The 19255-nt window shown below is 36.6% G+C and carries 21 protein-coding genes; 2 read left to right on the forward strand and 19 right to left on the reverse strand.

The genetic code is table 11. From position 1 onward, the window contains the following. Positions 1-394: 394 nt before the first annotated feature. Positions 395-1102, reverse strand: coding sequence for a hypothetical protein (locus CLOAM_RS01685; RefSeq protein WP_015424117.1), 708 nt, complete (start codon positions 1100-1102; stop codon positions 395-397). 98 nt (positions 1103-1200) lie between these two features. Beyond that, positions 1201-2343, reverse strand: a complete 1143-nt coding sequence (locus CLOAM_RS01690) for a DNA-methyltransferase (RefSeq protein WP_044279169.1) — start codon at positions 2341-2343, stop codon at positions 1201-1203. Positions 2344-2929: 586 nt separating this feature from the next. Here CLOAM_RS01690 and CLOAM_RS01695 point away from each other — a divergent pair. Both CLOAM_RS01695 and CLOAM_RS01700 read left to right on the forward strand, forming a co-directional pair. Further along, positions 2930-3589, forward strand: a complete 660-nt coding sequence (locus CLOAM_RS01695) for an ABC transporter ATP-binding protein (RefSeq protein ID WP_044278795.1) — start codon at positions 2930-2932, stop codon at positions 3587-3589. A gap of 4 nt (positions 3590-3593) precedes the next feature. Beyond that, entirely contained in the window at positions 3594-4358 is a 765-nt protein-coding gene (locus tag CLOAM_RS01700) for an ABC transporter permease (RefSeq protein WP_015424120.1), read from the forward strand. A 241-nt stretch (positions 4359-4599) separates the two neighbouring features. Here CLOAM_RS01700 and CLOAM_RS01705 read toward each other — a convergent pair whose 3' ends face one another. The 17 genes from CLOAM_RS01705 to der form a co-directional block, all read right to left on the reverse strand. Next, a complete protein-coding gene (locus CLOAM_RS01705; RefSeq protein ID WP_015424121.1) occupies positions 4600-6201 on the reverse strand; it encodes a S41 family peptidase in 1602 nt (533 codons plus the stop codon). Between the two features lies 1 nt (position 6202). After that, complete coding sequence (gene tmk, locus CLOAM_RS01710) at positions 6203-6856, reverse strand: dTMP kinase (RefSeq protein ID WP_015424122.1); 654 nt, start codon at positions 6854-6856, stop codon at positions 6203-6205. A 46-nt stretch (positions 6857-6902) separates the two neighbouring features. Beyond that, positions 6903-8504 carry an L-aspartate oxidase gene (nadB, locus tag CLOAM_RS01715; protein WP_015424123.1) on the reverse strand — a complete coding sequence of 534 codons (1602 nt, stop codon included), beginning with the start codon at positions 8502-8504 and terminating at the stop codon, positions 6903-6905. Next, positions 8488-8940, reverse strand: coding sequence for a ribosomal protein S18-alanine N-acetyltransferase (gene rimI, locus CLOAM_RS01720; RefSeq protein WP_015424124.1), 453 nt, complete (start codon positions 8938-8940; stop codon positions 8488-8490). The genes nadB and rimI overlap by 17 nt, the downstream gene beginning before the upstream one ends. 19 nt (positions 8941-8959) lie before the next feature. After that, positions 8960-10609: an arginine--tRNA ligase gene (argS, locus tag CLOAM_RS01725; protein WP_015424125.1), complete on the reverse strand. Its 1650-nt coding sequence runs from the start codon at positions 10607-10609 to the stop codon at positions 8960-8962. Continuing rightward, entirely contained in the window at positions 10606-10962 is a 357-nt protein-coding gene (gene rsfS, locus CLOAM_RS01730) for a ribosome silencing factor (protein ID WP_015424126.1), read from the reverse strand. Before rsfS ends, argS begins: the two co-directional genes overlap by 4 nt. 9 nt (positions 10963-10971) lie before the next feature. After that, positions 10972-11364 (reverse strand): LytR C-terminal domain-containing protein, encoded by a 393-nt coding sequence (locus CLOAM_RS01735; RefSeq protein ID WP_232502691.1) that lies wholly within the window; start codon positions 11362-11364, stop codon positions 10972-10974. A gap of 68 nt (positions 11365-11432) precedes the next feature. Then, the gene (locus CLOAM_RS01740; RefSeq protein ID WP_044278797.1) at positions 11433-11954 is read right to left on the reverse strand and encodes an HIT family protein; all 522 of its coding nucleotides are present in this window, start codon (positions 11952-11954) and stop codon (positions 11433-11435) included. Next, a complete protein-coding gene (locus CLOAM_RS01745; protein WP_015424129.1) occupies positions 11947-12975 on the reverse strand; it encodes a bifunctional UDP-N-acetylglucosamine diphosphorylase/glucosamine-1-phosphate N-acetyltransferase GlmU in 1029 nt (342 codons plus the stop codon). Before CLOAM_RS01745 ends, CLOAM_RS01740 begins: the two co-directional genes overlap by 8 nt. After that, complete coding sequence (folK, locus tag CLOAM_RS01750) at positions 12968-13471, reverse strand: 2-amino-4-hydroxy-6-hydroxymethyldihydropteridine diphosphokinase (protein ID WP_015424130.1); 504 nt, start codon at positions 13469-13471, stop codon at positions 12968-12970. The genes CLOAM_RS01745 and folK overlap by 8 nt, the downstream gene beginning before the upstream one ends. Beyond that, entirely contained in the window at positions 13468-13851 is a 384-nt protein-coding gene (folB, locus tag CLOAM_RS01755) for a dihydroneopterin aldolase (protein WP_015424131.1), read from the reverse strand. Before folB ends, folK begins: the two co-directional genes overlap by 4 nt. After that, a complete protein-coding gene (locus CLOAM_RS01760; protein WP_015424132.1) occupies positions 13848-14258 on the reverse strand; it encodes a SoxR reducing system RseC family protein in 411 nt (136 codons plus the stop codon). Before CLOAM_RS01760 ends, folB begins: the two co-directional genes overlap by 4 nt. 1 nt (position 14259) lies before the next feature. Continuing rightward, on the reverse strand, positions 14260-14739 hold the full coding sequence (gene rfaE2 / locus CLOAM_RS01765) for a D-glycero-beta-D-manno-heptose 1-phosphate adenylyltransferase (protein ID WP_044278798.1): 480 nt from the start codon (positions 14737-14739) through the stop codon (positions 14260-14262). Continuing rightward, positions 14726-15718 carry a D-glycero-beta-D-manno-heptose-7-phosphate kinase gene (gene rfaE1 / locus CLOAM_RS01770; protein ID WP_044278799.1) on the reverse strand — a complete coding sequence of 331 codons (993 nt, stop codon included), beginning with the start codon at positions 15716-15718 and terminating at the stop codon, positions 14726-14728. Before rfaE1 ends, rfaE2 begins: the two co-directional genes overlap by 14 nt. 140 nt (positions 15719-15858) lie before the next feature. Continuing rightward, positions 15859-17241, reverse strand: coding sequence for an amidophosphoribosyltransferase (gene purF, locus CLOAM_RS01775; RefSeq protein WP_015424135.1), 1383 nt, complete (start codon positions 17239-17241; stop codon positions 15859-15861). Between the two features lie 9 nt (positions 17242-17250). Continuing rightward, positions 17251-17883: a glycerol-3-phosphate 1-O-acyltransferase PlsY gene (gene plsY, locus CLOAM_RS01780; RefSeq protein WP_015424136.1), complete on the reverse strand. Its 633-nt coding sequence runs from the start codon at positions 17881-17883 to the stop codon at positions 17251-17253. Further along, the gene (gene der / locus CLOAM_RS01785; RefSeq protein ID WP_015424137.1) at positions 17870-19219 is read right to left on the reverse strand and encodes a ribosome biogenesis GTPase Der; all 1350 of its coding nucleotides are present in this window, start codon (positions 19217-19219) and stop codon (positions 17870-17872) included. Before der ends, plsY begins: the two co-directional genes overlap by 14 nt. Positions 19220-19255: the final 36 nt, after the last annotated feature.

Here is a 19255-nt window from a genome sequence, read left to right on the forward strand (position 1 = left end):
GTTAACCCCATTATTTGTCCGTTTCAGCTTAAAGTGTATAATTGATTGTTACATAGTTAATTATTAGACGACTCCGTAACACTACCGTAACACTTCCGTAACACTTCCGTAATCTCGTTACGGAGTTGTTACTTGATTGTTACATTGTCATTACCGGGTTATGTAAACAAAAAATAATGGGAGCATTTCCTTTTTTCATATATCATTTTTTGAATGGAAATCCTTTTTTCATTTCTGCGTAATCAGGATTTGCCCACCATTTTTACCCCAATTTCTTATTATGTTATTTTTTACCTGAAAAGCTATTTGTCATTCTTGTGAGACAATTGATCCAAATAAAATTAAAAATATTAACTTCATTTTCAATATGAAAATTGCATTATGATTTATCCAACTACTTTTTATGCTTACTAAGAATATTTTGGAAGGTAGAAATAGCTTTTTCTATAGATTCAGAAGTAAGTTCTTTAAAGTATTCTTTTTTATGAATAGGTTTTTTTACTTTCCTTTCACCCTGAAGTAAGGTGATTATATATAAATCAACATCAAAATAGGATAATAGAGTATGAGTGGAACTACTACCAAAGATAATTGACTGACTGATATTAGAATAATCCCCATTTAACTGGCTTTCTAATTGGAGTAAAACACAATCTAAGGTTGGATATTGGGTTTTTAATAAGGTAAAATCCACCAAAATTCTTTTTAACATTGCATTTTCGGTATATGATTTACATTCAACGCCCAAAACTAATTCATTATCAATGTAAACTGGAACATCTATATTCAATTCATAATAATAATTACCAAAATGATCTTGAATATATGATTTTATTTCAGGATTTTTTATTCTTTTTACATAATCAACTTTTATTGGTATACGAACTTTTTTCTTATTTAAAGATAAATGTGTTTGATCTCCATGTAAGCGATCCCATGCTATCTGAATCATACCTTTAGCAATATTTTCTACTAAACTACCCTTTCCTGCTCTAATTATACCACCATAAGCTCTATCTTTACTATTTAATGCTTCCTTATCAATGCCTTTAATAATAGCATCATAGATATTAATTAGGTCTTCAACAGTCGGAATTTTCATAAATTTCCACCAAATTAATTAAACAACCTTAAAATGTAACACATAAAAAGGTAATTCTATATTATACTTCATATCATCTAATAATAATAGTTTAATAATTAAAATAAAAAGGATGATAATCTTTCTTCAGCTTTAGAACAATATTCACTGGAAATATCAATCCCCAAATAATGCCTTTTATTCAATTTTGCCACTAAGGTTGTAGTTCCTACTCCGTTAAACGGGTCCAACACAATATCTTCTTGATAGCTAAAAAGTTTAATAACTTTGGTGGCAAGTTCTTCGGGAAACATAGCAGGATGATTAAATTCTTTCATTCTTCTTTCAGGAGCGATAGACCATTTTGCATAGACCCATTTTTTAAACTCATCTCCGCTAATGTCAATCTTTTTATCGTCTCCGATTTTTTTAAGAGTGCCTTTACAAAATATTTCTATAAATTCCCAAGTATATTTCAGATAGGGATTACTTGGGCTTTTCCATGATCCCCAAGCTGTATATTTACAATTATAATTATTTTTCTCCCATAATATTTCTCCCTTCCAGATTAGCTTTTTTTGCATTAAATAGTTACTTATTATGTGATGAGTAGGAATATAATCTGAGAATAAGGGTTGAACATTTATAATGAATCTTCCACCATACTTAAGAACTCGTATGCATTCATCAAAAATAGCAAAGAGGGTTTCAAAGTATTTTTCCCAATGCTGATCATCCTCATTTTCTTCATAATCCAACCCAAAATTATAAGGGGGAGAAGTAAAAATTAAATCAATACAATTATTGGGTAATTGAGATAGTATTATTTTACTATCGCCACATACGATCCGATCCATATATTTATCAGGCAATAAGTTATTTATCTCAGAAAAGTTGTTTCCCCGAGTATAATAGAAGATTTCTCGTTTTTTTTCCTTTTCTTTTCTATTAACAGTTTTTCTTTCATCTCCATATCCTACATAAAGACGTTTTTTTCCCTTTATACCATAACTCTTGATGTTACTTATCGCATTTGATATTTTATTTAAATCATTGTTATTATTATTAAGTGATAATTCTTCTATATCTGCTTTGAACATTTCAAAATCAATATTATTAAGATAAACTAAAACTTGGTTATCATTATAATCAAAATGAATATTACTTTCACCATATTTCTTTTCTAAGGCATTCAAGATGCTCATAGTATAATTATTTATAGGGTAATCAAATTCAACCTTGATTTCCTTATAATTAACCATTCTTACCTCTACTTTCTTTATTTTAATATTATCATTTCTCTTCAGTTTTTTATCACTACATATAGACATTTGAATAATCCATTATTGAGTTGTCAAGTAAAATATTCTAATTTCAGGTTGCCTTAGTCAGGAATAATTTTAATTTGATATTAGATATAATACAAGCTACAAAATTATACAATTTCCAATTTGACAAACCATCTTAAAAAATACGCTTAGGGATTTTATCATTTATTTATGATTTTTGAAGGATTAATTTAAGCTCCGAAAGATATGCATTTGTTATTCCTACTAAAGTAGTTCCAGCTATTCAATCCAATATTCCAAGAGCAATGAAAAAATTAAGAAATGATTTTAGTGTTAAATTAATAGTTAAAAACGAGTGGTGCTCTTTTAATTTAGCTAATAGGAAAGTCCCATAATCGCTATCCTGAAATGATATTTTGTCTATGATAACTGTTCATAAGCAATAAGTAGAAAAAATATACATAAGGTATTCCTTACTTATTTACTATAAGATAGACAATTTTCTTGACTGAATCTGCAGTTGTGGTAAAAGATATAAAAAAGCAAAGAAGGATTGCTAATGTCGGAAATACTCTCAATAGATATAAAACGCCTTTTTTATGGTGCTCAAGTTTTACTAAATGAGATACAATTAAAAGTGGAAAAGGGAGAACGAATTTTAATTACCGGAATTACCGGAAGCGGGAAAAGTTCTCTGCTTTCTACTTTGAACCTGATGAACAGAAATTATGAAGGCGAAATTCTGTTTGAAGGGAAGAATATTGTGGAATATCAGCCCGATATATTACGCAGTAAGATTTGTATGGTGTTACAAGAACCCTATTTGGAAGATGCCAATGTGCAAGAGGTTTTAGACCTTCCCCTTCATTACAGTTCTTTAAAGCACAGGCGTTTACCTGATAGGCAGGAAAGAATTAAAAATTTATTCACTGCATTTCAATTGTCTTATGAATATCTGCAAAAACCTACTTCTCAGCTTTCGGTTGGAGAAAAACAACGCATTGCCTTAATCAGAGTTCTGCAATTGCAGCCGGATATTTTATTACTTGATGAAATTACTTCCGCTCTGGATCAAAAGACCTCCGGGATTATTTCCGAATGTATTTTTAACAATTTTGCGGGAACAGTAATAGCCATTTCCCACGATCCGCTTTGGCAAAACCTTTGGCAAAGAAATTGGGTTCTGGAATATGGAACAATCATAGACAGGAGGATATAAAATAATGGATATCAGTATTTATAGATTGATGCTGGCAGCTTTACTTTTAATTTTTCCGATTTTGATTTTTAGCAATCTGAAACTGAAATTGAGCGGTCAACTTTTTAATTCTTTTGCCAGAATGATTGTGCAACTGGCAATTATTGGCTTAATTCTACAGTTTATATTCAACAGAGAAAATCCGTGGCTTGCCTTTCTTTGGATGCTTATTATGTTGGCAAATGCTGTTTTAACCTTAAAAGGACGGCTCAAATTTCAGAAAAAAATTCTTTTACCGGTTCTCATATTTTCACTTTTAACTACTACGCTGATTGTTATGCCTTGGCTGATAATTGTTGTTCTGCGTCCAGAACCCTTGTTTGCTCCAAGGTTTCTAATTCCCATCTATGGTATGATTTTAGGAAACAGTATGAATAATTGTTCCCTTGCTCTGGAACGCTTTGAAAGTGGTCTTAGCGAAAACTGGAAAGCATATTACACCCGCCTTTCTTTGGGTGCAAGCCAATGGGAAGCTATCCTTCCTGCTTTCAGAAAAGCAATGCAGGCAGCTCTAATGCCGGAATTACTTACAATTGCCTCTATGGGACTTGTAACTTTGCCAGGAATGATGACCGGTCAAATTTTAGGTGGTGCTTCCCCTCTGGTAGCTATTAAATACCAAATGATGATTATGATTGGTATCTTCAGTGGAGTTACGATTACCGATTATACCGCTATAAACATATATCTGAGAAAAAGGTTTGATAAATTCTATCTGCCCAAACCATAAAAACTGAAGATAATTTAGGTTTCAAAGAAAAAGAAAATAGCCCGCTTAATAACAGCATTTGTAGCTAACCAGGATACGAAAATAAATTCTTTAAAAGTTCTAAATGAAAAAAACCGTCGCTTTAACCAGGCGGGTGCGACGGCAACCTTTATTGGTTCAATTACCTCAGGTAATGAACAATAATATTTTTTTTCTTAAGGTATTGTGTTATTTGAACTACCCTATTGGTTGAACACACTCCCTATTTTTCTTTTTTCTCGTTTAGGGAAGCGGCGTATGTAAACATTTGTTCTAAGGTTCTGAAACGATCAAACAGAGAAATTGCTTCCATCAACTGTTTATCCTGAGAAATAGTTATTTTATATGCTTCTTCGTCACCATGCACTTTGCGGACGAGTTCACTTTTAATAGAAGTGCGGATAAAACTATTGGCACTATCTACATCTGCTTGAGTGTATTTAATATCATTTTTTGAAACATAAGTCAAGAATTCGTTCATAATTTTGTTATCAATTTCGGTATTGATATCAAACTGGTGGTTATGTTGGACTAAATAGTCCACGGCGAAATTGAAGAAAACATTTTTGCGGCGTAATTCAACTCCGAAAAGGGTGAGAAAATCGCTTTCTACAGTAATATCAGGTTGAATTCCTCCTCCTCCATAGACCTTACGGTTATTGGCAGTATAATAGACCTGTTGGAGGTTGGATTCACTTTCTTTTTTCAGGTCTTCTTCGCTTACTTCTTTGCCTTTCAGGATGTTATCATTGCTCATTTTATGAATGCAGCGTCCGCTTTTGATGTAATAATAGGCAGTAGTAATTTTAATTCCATTGCCGTTGGAAAGAGGAATAAGCTGCTGCACACTACCTTTGCCGAAGGTATTTTTACCCATAACTAAGCCCTTATCCCAATCCTGTAAACTGCCAGCAAAAATTTCTGATGCGGATGCCGATGCTTCATTCACAAGCACGATAATAGGATAATTTCTTTCTTTAACATCAAATCTGGTATAGAGTTGCTTATTTTCCGTTCTACCTTTGGTTTCCACTACTAAACGGTTTTTCCCGATAAATTCATTAACTGTATCCACTGCCTGGTCTAAAAGTCCTCCCGGATTCCAACGCAGGTCAATAATCAAACCCTTAACATTTTGTTTTTCCAGGTTATCAAGAGCAGCTCTTAGCTCGGTTAAAGTATTTTCACTAAATTGAGTGATGCGAATGTAGCCAACACCATTATCAAGTTTGAAACTGTAAGGAATGCTCTTTATTTTAATGGTCTCACGGGTTAATTCAAAATCAATAGGTTCAGGTAAACCGGGACGACTGATGGTAATTTTAACTTTGGTGCCTACATCTCCTCGCATTCTTTTTACAGCTTCATCGGTAGAAAAACCAACTATGGATACATCATCTACCCTAATAATTCTATCGCCGGCAGTAATTCCCATTCTATAAGCAGGAGTTCCTTCAATTGGAGAGACAACGGTTATATAGTTCCCGATTTTATCTATTTGAATTCCTAAACCGCCAAAGGAACCTTTAGTAGTTGTAGTAAATTCCTTAAATTCTTCAGGAGTAAAATAGGTAGTATGAGGATCAGTGGAACTAAGCATACCGTCTATGGCAGCTTTAATAAGTTCTTCATCATTTAAATCGGTTACATAGTATTGTTTTAGCTTATAAAGAACTTCACTGAAAAGCTGCACTTGGGAATATAGATTAGTACTTTGGGGACGGTTTTGGGCATAAGCATTCGTCCCAACAATAAGTAATAAAGCGCTTAGTACCCAGATACTGATTATTGAGATCAGAGCAAGTTTCTGCTTAGGTCTATTCATCTTATTCTCCTATAAAGGGTTGCAGGGTGGAGAGAATCTGACGGTGAATAATTTCCGCTTGACTTTCTCCATCAAGAACAATATATCTGGAAGGGTATTTATTGGCAATAGATAAAAATTGACGCCGCACTTTTTCGTGAAAACTGAGGGTTTCCTGTTCTAAGCGGTCTAAATTGCGGTTTTTAATTCTGGCAAGTCCAACTTCAACCGGAAGGTCTAAAAGGAAAGTCAGATCAGGATTTCTGCCATAAGTGGAAAACCTGGTTAAAACATTTATTACTTCTTCATCAAGCTCTCTGGCAGCTCCCTGATAGGCATAGGTGGAATCAAAATAACGATCACTGATCACTATTTTTCCTTCTTCCAGCGCAGGAAGAATCAATTCTGCAGTATGTTGAGCTCTGCTTGCACAGTAAAGCAGCAATTCTGTTTCTGGTTTCATTTCCATAAACTTAGGGTTTAGCAGTAAATCACGGATGGCTTCAGATATTTTTGTGCCACCAGGTTCGCGGGTAGTTACATAAGGAATGCCCTTAGCTTTTAACACTTCCACCAGCATTATGATTTGCGTTGTTTTTCCGCTGCCTTCAATTCCTTCAAAGGTAATAAAAAGACCCTTGCTTGAAAGTGAGTCCTTGGGTGTGAGATTTTCCAAGTGAGAACTAACGCAGTGAGAACTCTTACTGTGCATAGTACTCTCACTAAATAATTGTGTCATGTTTATAGTGTTCATCATCGCGTTCAGGATTATCCACCAAAAAATGAGCTCCGCGGCTTTCTTTACGCATTAAAGCACTTTTAACAACAGCAATAGCGATTATAGCCATATTTCGCGTTTCCACTACTTCTTTGCGGACTGCATTATGCTGATAAAAGTTATTAATTTCGTTATAGATATTTTCCAGACGGGAAAGAGCATATTTAAGTAACCGTCGGCTTCTTCTAATACCGGCATAACCCTGCATAATAGTTCCAATAATTTCACGGTTGTGACTAATAACCACCCATTCGTTTTCGTTGAATTCATCAATTACTTTCCATTCCGGAATACAGGGAAACTGAACTTCTTCCAGGTTGGAAGGATGATTTCCCGCTTTATAAGCCATCACCAGCGCTTCCAGTAAAGAATTGGAGGCCAAACGGTTAGCTCCATGTAAACCACTGCAGGCAACTTCTCCGGCAACAAATAAATTACGGATATCGGTGATGCCTTCTATGGTAGAAAGCACTCCTCCACAGAAATAATGAGCTGCCGGAGCTACAGGTATTGGTTCTTTGGTGAAGTCAATTCCTCGGGCTTTTAGCATATTATTGATGGAGGGAAAATGGCGCAATAATTGTTCTGCAGGCACAATAGTGGCATCCAGATAACAGAATTTTTCCCCTCGTTTTTTCAGTTCGCTGTCTATTGCCCGGGAAACAATATCCCTGGGAGCTAAATTTCCCTGCGGATGGTAATTTTCCATAAAAGTGCTACCATCGGAAAGGCGTAAAACAGCTCCTTCTCCTCTTAACGATTCACTTATTAAAAAAGTATCACCATCCGGACTCCAAAACGCAGTGGGATGAAACTGAACAAATTCCATATTAGCTAAACGAGCTCCTGCCAAACGAGCCATAGCCATTCCATCACCTGTTGCCACTTTGGGATTTGTATCCGGAGAATAGATTTGAGCTGCACCACCTGTAGCCATCATTGTTTTTCGGGCTTTAAAAATATCCACCCGGTTTTCATTAATATTTAAAACATAAGCACCCCAGCAGGAAATTCCCGGAATAAAACCTTCGTCCTGAACTACATGGTGCTGTGTTATAAGGTCTATAGCGATATAATATTCAAAGATTTCAATATTGGGATTTTTCTGGCATTGAGCAATTAATGTTTCCATAATCTGATGGCCTGTAGAATCAGCTGCATAAGCAATTCTTCTGCGTGTGTGACCCCCTTCCATTGTGAGGGAAAGATTTTCCAGGCAGATATCGTAATTGGGATCACGACGCGTAAAATCCGTACCCAAATCTATAAGATACTGAATCAGTTTGGGTCCTGAAGAAATTACTTCAGTAATAACTTGACGCTTACCCAATCCTGCTCCTGCCTGATAAGTATCCTCAATATGTGCCTCAAAGGAATCCAGAGAATCTATGGCAGCAGCAATTCCGCCTTGAGCGTGGTCTGTATTACAGTCATTTAGTGAACTTTTGGTTACTACTGCCACTTTTCCATATTTGGAAACCTGCAGAGCATAAATTAAACCGGCAATACCACTGCCGATAACTAAATAGTCATACTCGTATGTCATTGAATTCCATTCCCATAACTAAAGCATCCTCATCGGGATTGTTGTAATATTGCTTGCGGATTCCAATCTCTTGAAATCCTACCTTTTCGTAAAGACGACGTGCTTTATAGTTGGATATTCTCACATCCAGATAAAAGCGTTGAACGCCATTTTTATTCATCATCCGCATTGTTTCCGTGAGCAGATATTCTCCTAAGCCCTTACCCTGAAAATCAGGTTTAACGGCAAAATTTACGATAACCATTTCTTCTTTTACACCGCAATAAAAGATGTAACCTATAACTTCCTTGCCATAAAGCAAAGTAAAAGCCCAAGGAAAAAGCATACGGGAAAAAGCTTCGGGAGGCCAGGGATTGGAATATACCTGATGTTCTATTTCCTCTATGGCATCAAAATCATCCTCACAGGATAAACGAATGCTATAAGCATTATCCATTATCTTCACTTTAATTTTTTTACATCGTCTCAGGAGCACTGATGCCCATTAACTCAAAGCAGATTTGCATAACTTTTCTAACCGTATATAGCAGCATCAATCGTGCTTGAGAAAGAGCGAGATTTTTAACATTTACGATTTGATACTTTTCATAATAATGGTGCAGTAAAGACGCCAGCTCTTCAATGTAAGTAGTTAAGCGATGAGGTTCCCGGTGGACAGCTATCAAAATAAGCAATTCAGGCAAATCAGCCATCTTTTGAATCAGTGCCAGTTCCTCCGGTTTATTCAGCTTTTTTATCATTTCTTTCTTGAAATGCTTGGGGTAAATCTTCTCACTGCGCGCTTTTTTGATAATACTGCAAATGCGGGCATGTGCATATTGACAGTAATAAACAGGATTTTCGTTGTTTTTCTTCAGTGCCAGTTCCAAATCAAAATTTAAGTGGGCATTAGCTTTGCGGGCAATGAAAAAATAGCGCGCGGCATCTTTGCCTACAACACTAATAAGGTCATCCATAGTAACGATTTTACCAGCTCGTTTACTCATTTTAACCCTTTCGCCACTTTCAAAGATATTAACCTGCTGGAGGAATATAAATTCCAATATGGAATCATCATAGTTCAAAGCACGAAAGGCAGCTCTGATACGCGGAACATAACCATGATGATCAGGACCGAAGATATCAATTAACTTGGTGAAACCACGCTGGATTTTTGTTAAATGATAGGCAACATCAGGCACAAAATAGGTAATTGAACCATCCGATTTCATCAGCACTCTATCTTTATCGTCACCATATTTTGTGCTGTTAAACCAGATAGCATCTTCTTTTTCATAAGTGCAATCCGCTTCGGTTAAATAGGAAAGAACTTCCTCTACTACACCTTCTGCGCGTAGAGCTTTTTCGGAAACCCAACCCTCAAAAACAACGCCAAATTTTTCCAGGGAATTTCTTTGCATTTCCAGCAGTTCGGAAAGGGCAAATTCCTTCAAGTGTTCCAAACGGTCTTTTTCCGGCAACATAAAAACCCTTGTCCCTTCCAAAGCATTCAAACGGTGAGCCAGATGTTTAACATATTCTCCATGATATGCCTCATAAGGGAATTCACCTATTTTCTCGCCATGGATTTCCCGTAAACGCAATTCCAACGATTCAGCTAAAATATCAACCTGGTTTCCGGCATCGTTAATATAAAATTCCCTTGCCGGAGCGTAGCCCACATATTTCATTATTCTATATAGTGTATCTCCAAAAGCAGCTGCCCTGGCACTAACTATATTTAAAGGACCTGTAGGATTGGCACTTACAAATTCCAGCAGGATTTTTTCCTGGTTGCCGAAATCGCTTTTACCATAGTCCTCACTTTTGTAAATTTCCCAAAAAACCTGCTGATACAGGGAAGGTGAAAGAAAGAAGTTTATGAAACCTGGTCCGGCAATTTCCAGTTTTTTATATGCTTTGTTTTTTTTCAGTTCTTTTACTATTTTATCTGCCAAATCTTTTGGTTTCATCTTGTTTTCTTTACCTAAAACTAAAGCGGCATTGGTAGAATAATCTCCAAACTCTGGATTATTGGGAATTTCTACGGTAAATTCCTTTTCGTGATTGAGTTTCAGATTATCTAATGCCTCAACTATGTTCTTATGTAAAAGTTCTTTAATCATCTCTCATTCTCTTGAACAGGTCTTTTGGCTATTTTTGCCAAAAGCTCATCTATATTATAATAGTCCCTTGTTTCGGGTAAAAAAATATGCACAATCAAATCTCCAATATCAAGCAGAACCCAATGTCCATAATCAATGCCTTCTTTACTTAAAATACGTAGGTTATTCTTTTTTGCCATTTCCACTATATAATTGGCAATAGCTTTATTATGTACATCGGCACTGCCTTCACAAACAACCACGATGTCTGTATAATCACATTTTTCTTGAACATCATAAATGCGTATATTTTCTGCTTTTTTCTCTTTCAGCCAGCCAATAATTACTTCCAAACTAATATATTCCGCCAACATATCCTCCCTTCAATAAGCAATAAACTGCTCATAATCCCTGCCGACAATGATTTCAAAATCGGCACTGAAATATTCACTGTAAGCACTTGTCCATCTTTGAATTCCGGTCATTTTCATCAACCGTTCCAAATCTTCCCTATCTCCTTTGCGAATAACGATTATCGTCTTATCATATATTGGCTTGGGGGTTTCTGACAAACCAACCACTTCTATATTTTTATCCTTAAGAGCGGCAGCAAAATCTGCAGCCAAGTGTTCATAACCGCAACCGTTAGTTACCATTACTTTAATTGCCGGAAGCTGTTCTTCGCTATATACAGGTTTGCTTTCCTCAGTGTTTTTCTTCCAGATAAAAAAAAGCACAATTGCCACAATAGCAATAAGAATTAGGGTTATAGGCAACCAAATCTTTCTTTTTGTGGTCAACTTATTTTCAGGCGGGTTGTTTGTCAAATTCAACCGATAACCTCTTAATTTTTTATAAGTTTGGCAAATTCAGGTGCCAGTTTGTTATAGACAGAATCAAAGGATTCCGGAATTACTCTTTCACCACCTATCACACTCATAAAATTACTATCCCCAACCCAGCGTGGAACTATATGAATATGTAAGTGTTCAGCAATTCCTGCTCCAGCAGCACAACCAAGATTGATGCCGATATTTATGCCATCACAGTTATACACCTTTTTCAAAATGGTTTCAGTATTTCTGACGAGTTTTGCCATTTCCAGCCAGGCTTCTTCTTGCAATTCGGTTAGAGCTCCACAATGTTGATAAGGAATAATCATTAAATGACCATTATTGTAAGGATAGCGATTCAGCATCACATAACAATTCTCAGCCCGATGTAAGATCAAGTTTTCTTTATCGTTATCAGTATTTTGAAAACGGCACATTATACAATCACCTTCTTTTTCCCCTAAAATGTAATCCAATCGCCAGGGAGAATAGAGATAATGATGTTCATCTTTGCTTTTTTTATTGTTATTCATACTGTATCTCTTCAATTATATGCGAACCGAAATCCAGGATATGATGTTCCGGCAGAATAGCGTTTACTAAAATGTTATGCCCTTGCAGGATGGAATCAAGAGAAACAGTGCTGTGTTCCAAATAACAGCAGGGGCCAATTACACAACCCTTTTCCAAAGTACTTTTCCCTTTAATAACCGTATTTTGATGAATTTCCACATCCGGTTCAATTATTACTTCATCTCCAATATAAACACTATGTGGATTGTGAATAACAACTCCGTTATTGAGCCATTTTTTCCGAGTACGATCAACATAAATATCTTCCAAGGCAGCTAGTTCTTCCTGTGAATTTACTCCGGAGACCTCCATTAAATCCTCCAGAACCACATTGGAAATAGTTTTGCCTTGTCTATAAAGGATATCTATAGTGTCTGTAAGATAATATTCACTCTGCTGATTGTGATTGGAGGTCTGTTTGAGAGCGCTAAATAAATTCTTTGCCTGAAAACAATAGATACCTGTATTCCATTCTTTAATTTTTCTTTGTTCTTCGCTGGCATCTTTGTATTCTTTGATACCGCAAATTTTGCCTGATGTATCTCTTAAGATGCGTCCATATTTTCCTGGGTCATCCAAAAAGGCAGTTAGAACTGTGCAAGCAGCTGAAGAACTTTTATGTTTCTCGTAAATCCGGAGAAGGGTTTGTGCAGAAAGCAAAGGAACATCTCCACATAAAATCAGCACATCCTGATCGGGGTTTGTGAATAAGGATTCTGTAATCATTACCGCATGACCTGTTCCCAGTTGTTCTTCCTGTTCCACAAATTCAATTTTTTCATTATCTTCTACTGCAGAAATTACATTATTTTTCCTATAGCCAACGACTATATATATTTTTTGGCAATTAGCGGATAAAGCTGTTTCCACTACTCTTTGAATCATTGGTTTATCGGCAAGCGGTAAAGTTACTTTAGCTCTTTCGGATTTCATACGCGTGCCTTTTCCTGCAGCAAGAATAATCCCTGCCAGATTATTCATAATATTCCTCCTCGGCTACTATACTATAATATAATTCATAAATCGTTTTATGCATTAAAGGATGTTTGGCATTAGGAATCAGTTCATTCAGCAAGCGCAAAGCAAATTCACGATTATGTAAATCAGGATGGGGAATAATAACTTCAGGGGATGACTTTTCCAAAGGTGTTATTCTACTATCCAAAACCAGGTCTCCGGCTAATAGAATATCAATATCAATATTACGCGGTCCCCATTTTATCCTTCTTATTCTACCCATCGCTTTTTCAATATTTAGCAATCTTTCCATCAATTCTTGGGGCTGATAACTGCTTTCCACTTCCAGCACCTGGTTAAGAAAATCAGGTTGATTAATTATTCCGTAGGGCTCGGTTATAATTCTTTTAGAACTGCGGAGTATTTTTATTCCCGGGTCATTTTCCAAACGCTGAATTGCTCCATCAAGCTGACTTACCGGATTATTCAAATTGGAACCAAGGCATAAATAATAAATCATTGAGACAGGTTATCCTCCTGATTGTTTCTGGTTCGGCTTAATATCACTTCCACCGATTTCAAACTTCCTGGAATAGGAACTGAGGGTTTTTGAATGCAGATAGTCAGCTTTTCCAGCAGAGGAAAATCAGCCAATAGTTTATCGGCAATAGTATTGGCACAATCTTCCAGCAAATAGAATTGCCGGCTTTCCATAATTTCCTTTATTTCTGCATAGACCTTGGTGTAATCAATAGTATCTTCCAAACGGCGAATAGTTTTATCTATGGTCGGATTGGTATGCAGAACAGCGCTAACGATAAAACGTTGACCCAAAGAGCGTTCTTCTGCATTCACTCCATGAAAGCCGTAAAAGACCATTTCATTTAATCTTATTTTCAAAGTTTCCTCGCAATGCTTATTTTTAACCGCTTGCCATATTTTGTATCTATGAACCGTATTATCCTGAAGGAAAGTGCCATAGCGGTAAAACCGATTAAAATGGAAACAATTTCCGTAAACCACAAAGAGGCAATTAAAAAGCCCAAAAACAAAAACAGCAAAGGCACTCCGAAAATCAATAGTGAAACCAGAGTTCTCCCTAAAGGCGAAATATCCAATTGCACTCTATCATTTACTTGTAAAGGGATATCTGTAACTATTTCAAATTCAGCAGGTTCATTCTTTTTAAAACAAAAACCTTGCATTTTACAACTGTTACAACCACCTCCGCGTTCAATTTCTACTATAACACTATTTCCTTCCACCTTTTTTACGATCCCGCTATCTTCAATTATTTCTTCCTGCATTTTATTTATCCTGTTTTATGCGTTCAATTATATTAGTAGTGCTAAAACCCTGTTCATAATTCAGGGAAAGGACTTTGCCACCTTTTTTTTGCACAATATCGGCACCGACAATTTTGTCAATAGTCCAGTCACCACCTTTAACCAAAACATCGGGTTGAATAAGGTCTATTAGTTCATAAGGAGTGTCCTGTGCAAAAATACAAACATAATCAACACTTTCCAAACCTGCTACCACGAGTGCTCTTTCCTTTTCGGAAACAATAGGACGGTTATTTCCCTTTAGTCGTTTTACGGAAGCATCACTATTCAGACCCAAAATAAGAATATCTCCCAATGCTTTTGCTTTTTCCAGATAGAGGATATGACCGCAATGTAAAATATCAAAACAGCCATTGGTGAAAACAATCTTTTTTCCTTGTTGATGTAGTTTTTGGCTTAATTCAGCTATTTCAGAATAGGGAATGATTTTATTTTGGAGCATTAAAACTATCCCAAATCTCTTCAATACTAACGCTAGCAGTGCCTTTTTTAGCTACAGCTACAGCAGCAGAATGATTGGCTATTAAAGCGGCAGTTTCAATGTTCCGATCATAAAGATAAGCTAAAGTTAAAGCACTGATAACGGTATCTCCTGCTCCGGAAACATCAAAAACCTCGCGCGCAAAACTGGGAAGATGGTTAACTGGTTTGTTTTCGGAAAAAAGATACATTCCTTCACTGCCTTTGGTTACTACTAAATGTTTGATGCTCATTCTTTGTCGCAATTCTTCCGTAGACCTTTCAAAGTCATCCTGATCGGTAAGTTTCCTGCCCATATAACTTTCCAGTTCACGGTAGTTTGGCTTGAAAATTTCCACACCGCCATAGGAGCTGAAATTTGAGTATTTGGGGTCTACAGCTACCATTTTTTTATGTTTCAGTGCCAGTTGTAAAACATCGGTTATTAAATTGAAACTCAGCAGACCTTTATTGTAGTCCTCAATTAGAAGAGCATCGCACAATGGTATGATTTTTACCAGATAGTTAAAAATTTCTTTTTGGATGCTGTTATCTATTTCTGCAACTTCTTCTCTATCCAAACGCACTATTTGTTGACTGACCGAACCAATTCTGGTTTTTAAAGTTGTAGGACGAGAAGGATCAAAGAAAATTCCTTCAACGGGCATTTCTCTTTTCTTCAACTGTTGAACTATAATTTCGGCTTGAGTGTCTTTTCCGCAAACACCTACCAAATCAACTTTAGCATTCAGCACGCTAAGATTCATAGCTACATTGGCAGCTCCACCCAAACGGTAATCGGTAGAATTTACTTCTATAATGGGAACAGGGGCTTCAGGGGAAATGCGTTGAACTTTTCCCCACAGATATTCATCCAGCATAATATCGCCAAGAACTATAATCCGGCGATTTTGAAAACTTTTCAGGATTTCTTCAAGTTTTTCAGGTTTAATTGAATACATCAATAACTCCTATTATAAAGGGTCGGAAGAACGACATCCTCGTCGTTCTTTTGGTTTCCTTACCTTTTTCGGTTAAGTAAACTTTTGGGGAGTGAAATGAATTGTAATAAGTAGTTGACGGGGACATCAACCTTCCTGCTTCAATTGTATACATCAGGAACTCCTACAGGATAATTCCCGTCAAAACAGGCATAACAATAATTTTCCGGGCAGTGCACACAGGTTTTCAGATCAGTTAATGGTAAGTGTTTTAAACTATCTACACCAGTAATTTCCCTAATTTCTTCAAGGGTTCTACGATTGGCGATCAATTCTTCTGTAGTGGGAGTGTCTATTCCATAATAGCAGCTGTGTTTTATTTGGGGACTGCCAATTCTTAAGTGAATTTCTGCCGCGCCAGCATCTTTAATTAATCTCACGATTTTACGAATAGTAGTTCCGCGCACAATGCTGTCATCAATCAGCACAATTCTTTTTCCGTTAAAGAAATTGGGGAGGACATTAAATTTTTGGCGCACGCTTTCATCGCGGACTGCCTGTTCCGGTTTGATAAAAGTTCTGCCAATATAGTGATTACGAATTAAGCCCAAAGAAAGAGGGATGCCGTTTTGATTGGCATAGCCCAAACCGATGAAATTTGATGAATCGGGAACGGGAACTACCAAATCAGGATTTAGTCCTTCATCTTGAAGAGCAAGAGCAGCCCCGATTTTTTCGCGCACAGCATATACATTTTCCCCGAAGTGAAAACTATCGGGACGGGAAAAATATATCTGTTCAAAGATGCAGTGTTTTTCACAATTGCCTTCCCGATAGAGATTGGGGTCATTATCTAACACCTCTATTTTGCTATCACTTACCTTAATAATTCCAGCAGGAGGAACTTCTTTTCTATCTTGCACTCCCAAAGTGTCCAAAGCACAGCTTTCTGAGGCAACTATTACAGTTCCTTCAGGTGTTTTACCCCAAATCATAGGTCGGATGCTATAGGGATCACGAAACATATAAAGTTCTGTAGGAGTGCATAATACACTGGAATAGGCACCTTTAATATCCCTCATCAAATTTCGGATAGCATCTCCAATATTTTCTTTGTAGTGTAAAATACGGTAGGCAATATATTTAACAAGCAATTCGGCATCGTTGTCGCTTTTAAAATAGACCTTCTCATTTTCCAGCATCTTTCGCACTTGAGCATAGTTTACAATATCTCCATTAGAAGCAAGAGCATAACAAGGTCCTGAAAGGGTTTCCACTAAATGGGGTTGGGTATTAAATTCTGTAGCGCTGCCTTTTGTAGGATAACGCACATGACCAATAGCTATTTTTCCGGGTAAGGCATTAAGCTGTTCTTCGTGAAAAACTTCTTTTACCAGCCCCATTTTTTTGTGCAAACGAATTAGCAAACCATCACTAACTGCCATTCCACAACTTTCCTGTCCTCTATGTTGTTCCGCAAAAAGTCCTACAGCAGCGAGTCGTCCCGCGTTATCGTTTCCGAAAACGCCAATTATTCCACACATTTTTTTGTTCTAATTTCCTTTTTTCGTAAATTTCAGTTTGGGTTCTGTTTTGTTCAGCAGGCGTTCCAGGTTGCTTTTATGTTTGCTGATAATCATCAAAACCACTATCGCTACCAAAATCACAGTAGCATAATCCGGTTTTGCCTCTTTCAGTAATAAAGCAAAACAGTGCCACTGAAAGACGAAAGCAGCGCAAATAGAAGCCAGAGATACATAACGGAAAACAGCTACAACTATTATAAAGGTAATCAATGCTATAAGCAAGCTTAAAGGGGTTAATGCTAAAAAAGCTCCACTTGCAGTAGCTACACCTTTACCGCCTTTAAAACCTAAATATAGCGGAAATATATGACCCAAAATAACTAAAAGAGCAGTTAAGGCAATAAAAGGACTGCCCTTTTCCAGAAACGATGTAGCTAACATAACAGGAATAAACCCCTTTGCCATATCTAACAGCAGAACAATAAGTCCCGTAGAAGTTCCAAAAGCTCTTAAAGCATTAGTAGCACCAATATTGCCACTGCCTTCTTTGCGGATATCCTTATGATAAAAGACCTTACCTACAATTAAACCAATAGGAATACTTCCTAAAAGATAGGCAAAAAGTAAAATAATATAGGGAAGAAAATTATTGAAGCTCAAGTTTATCCTCACCTTTTTTGCGTCCCTTAAAAATGAGTTTGATACTAACTCCTTCAAATTTGAACATTTCCCGCAATTGATTATGCAGATAACGGCGATAATTTTCCGTTATCAGAGAAGGAGTATTACAAAAGAAGATAAAAGTAGGCGGTTTAACCGCTGCTTGTGTTAGGTAATATATTTTTATATGCCTTCCACTGGGATGGGTAGGAGGTCTGTGCATAATAACTTTTTCCATAAAACGGTTAAGTTCCGCTGTAGAAATCCGCTTTTCACTTTCTTCTTCAATTTTAGCTACCGTTTCCATTATCCTATGGATGCGCTGAGTTGTTTTTGCAGAAATAAAAAGCACGGGGGCAAATTGCAGAAAGGGCATTTGGTAATGTAATTCCTTCAGATACTTATTGATAGTATTGGTTTCTTTTTCTATTAAGTCCCATTTATTATAGACCACCATAATTTCTTTCATTTTGCGTTTCGCATAGCTGGCAATTTTAATATCTTGAACGCTAAGTTCTTCATCTGCCGTGAGTACTAAAACCACAATATCACATCTGTCTATGGCTTCAATTGTTCTTAAGGTAGAAAAATATTCCACTCCATAATTAACTCTGGTTTTTCGTCTTAGTCCCGCAGTATCAATTAAAATATAATCCTTATTATGGTAGCGGAAAGGACTATCTATAGCATCTCTGGTTGTGCCAGGAATTTCAGTTACAATCAATTTTGGATTGCCTAAAAGCAGATTTACAATAGAACTTTTGCCTACATTGGGTTTTCCGACAACAGCAATGCGCGTAGCAGAGGACTTTTCTTCCAGTTGAAAAATGGATTGTGTTCCCGGAATGCGTTCTATTACGGCGTCTAAAAAATCACCCGTATTGCGTCCTTGGGAAGCGGAAATAGGAATAACATCGCCAAAACCAAGCTGCAGGAAATCATAAACCTCCCATTCGTATTTTTCATTATCAGCTTTATTGGCAACCAGCATAACTTTATCTTTATGCGGATAAAGGATTTTTGCAATTTCCTTGTCAATATCTGTTGTGCCGGTTTGAGCATCTACCATAAATATAATTAAATCGCTTTCGTCAATAGCTAACATCACCTGGTGCAGAACCATTTTGTCAATGGTCTCTATGCTGTTAAAAACAATTCCGCCTGTATCTACCAGTTTAAATATTTTCCCATTCCATTCCACATCTTCATATTTACGATCTCTTGTAATTCCCGCTTCAAAATCAACTATAGCAGAACGCTTACGGCATAAGCGATTGAAAAGTGTGGATTTTCCTACATTCGGACGACCCACGATGGAAACGATGTATTTTCTCATTGTTAATTTAGTTTTTTAGTTCTGGAGTGCAGGAGT

Origin of the sequence: Candidatus Cloacimonas acidaminovorans str. Evry, from assembly GCF_000146065.2 — a bacterium.
Classification (GTDB): Bacteria; Cloacimonadota; Cloacimonadia; order Cloacimonadales; family Cloacimonadaceae; genus Cloacimonas; species Cloacimonas acidaminivorans.

What these genes read in the sequence shown, in the direction of transcription:
- nadB (WP_015424123.1), bottom strand. Translation starts at nt 8,504, where the DNA reads ATGACATACGAGTATGACTATTTAGTTATCGGCAGTGGTATTGCCGGT.
- CLOAM_RS01705 (WP_015424121.1), bottom strand. Translation starts at nt 6,201, where the DNA reads ATGAATAGACCTAAGCAGAAACTTGCTCTGATCTCAATAATCAGTATC.
- rfaE1 (WP_044278799.1), bottom strand. Translation starts at nt 15,718, where the DNA reads ATGTATTCAATTAAACCTGAAAAACTTGAAGAAATCCTGAAAAGTTTT.
- folK (WP_015424130.1), bottom strand. Translation starts at nt 13,471, where the DNA reads ATGATTTATTATTTATGCCTTGGTTCCAATTTGAATAATCCGGTAAGT.
- rsfS (WP_015424126.1), bottom strand. Translation starts at nt 10,962, where the DNA reads ATGTTGGCGGAATATATTAGTTTGGAAGTAATTATTGGCTGGCTGAAA.
- der (WP_015424137.1), bottom strand. Translation starts at nt 19,219, where the DNA reads ATGAGAAAATACATCGTTTCCATCGTGGGTCGTCCGAATGTAGGAAAA.
- CLOAM_RS01745 (WP_015424129.1), bottom strand. Translation starts at nt 12,975, where the DNA reads ATGAATAATCTGGCAGGGATTATTCTTGCTGCAGGAAAAGGCACGCGT.
- CLOAM_RS01740 (WP_044278797.1), bottom strand. Translation starts at nt 11,954, where the DNA reads ATGAATAACAATAAAAAAAGCAAAGATGAACATCATTATCTCTATTCT.
- CLOAM_RS01760 (WP_015424132.1), bottom strand. Translation starts at nt 14,258, where the DNA reads ATGCAGGAAGAAATAATTGAAGATAGCGGGATCGTAAAAAAGGTGGAA.
- purF (WP_015424135.1), bottom strand. Translation starts at nt 17,241, where the DNA reads ATGTGTGGAATAATTGGCGTTTTCGGAAACGATAACGCGGGACGACTC.
- CLOAM_RS01690 (WP_044279169.1), bottom strand. Translation starts at nt 2,343, where the DNA reads ATGGTTAATTATAAGGAAATCAAGGTTGAATTTGATTACCCTATAAAT.
- rimI (WP_015424124.1), bottom strand. Translation starts at nt 8,940, where the DNA reads ATGGATAATGCTTATAGCATTCGTTTATCCTGTGAGGATGATTTTGAT.
- argS (WP_015424125.1), bottom strand. Translation starts at nt 10,609, where the DNA reads ATGATTAAAGAACTTTTACATAAGAACATAGTTGAGGCATTAGATAAT.
- CLOAM_RS01685 (WP_015424117.1), bottom strand. Translation starts at nt 1,102, where the DNA reads ATGAAAATTCCGACTGTTGAAGACCTAATTAATATCTATGATGCTATT.
- rfaE2 (WP_044278798.1), bottom strand. Translation starts at nt 14,739, where the DNA reads ATGCTCCAAAATAAAATCATTCCCTATTCTGAAATAGCTGAATTAAGC.
- CLOAM_RS01695 (WP_044278795.1), top strand. Translation starts at nt 2,930, where the DNA reads ATGTCGGAAATACTCTCAATAGATATAAAACGCCTTTTTTATGGTGCT.
- CLOAM_RS01700 (WP_015424120.1), top strand. Translation starts at nt 3,594, where the DNA reads ATGGATATCAGTATTTATAGATTGATGCTGGCAGCTTTACTTTTAATT.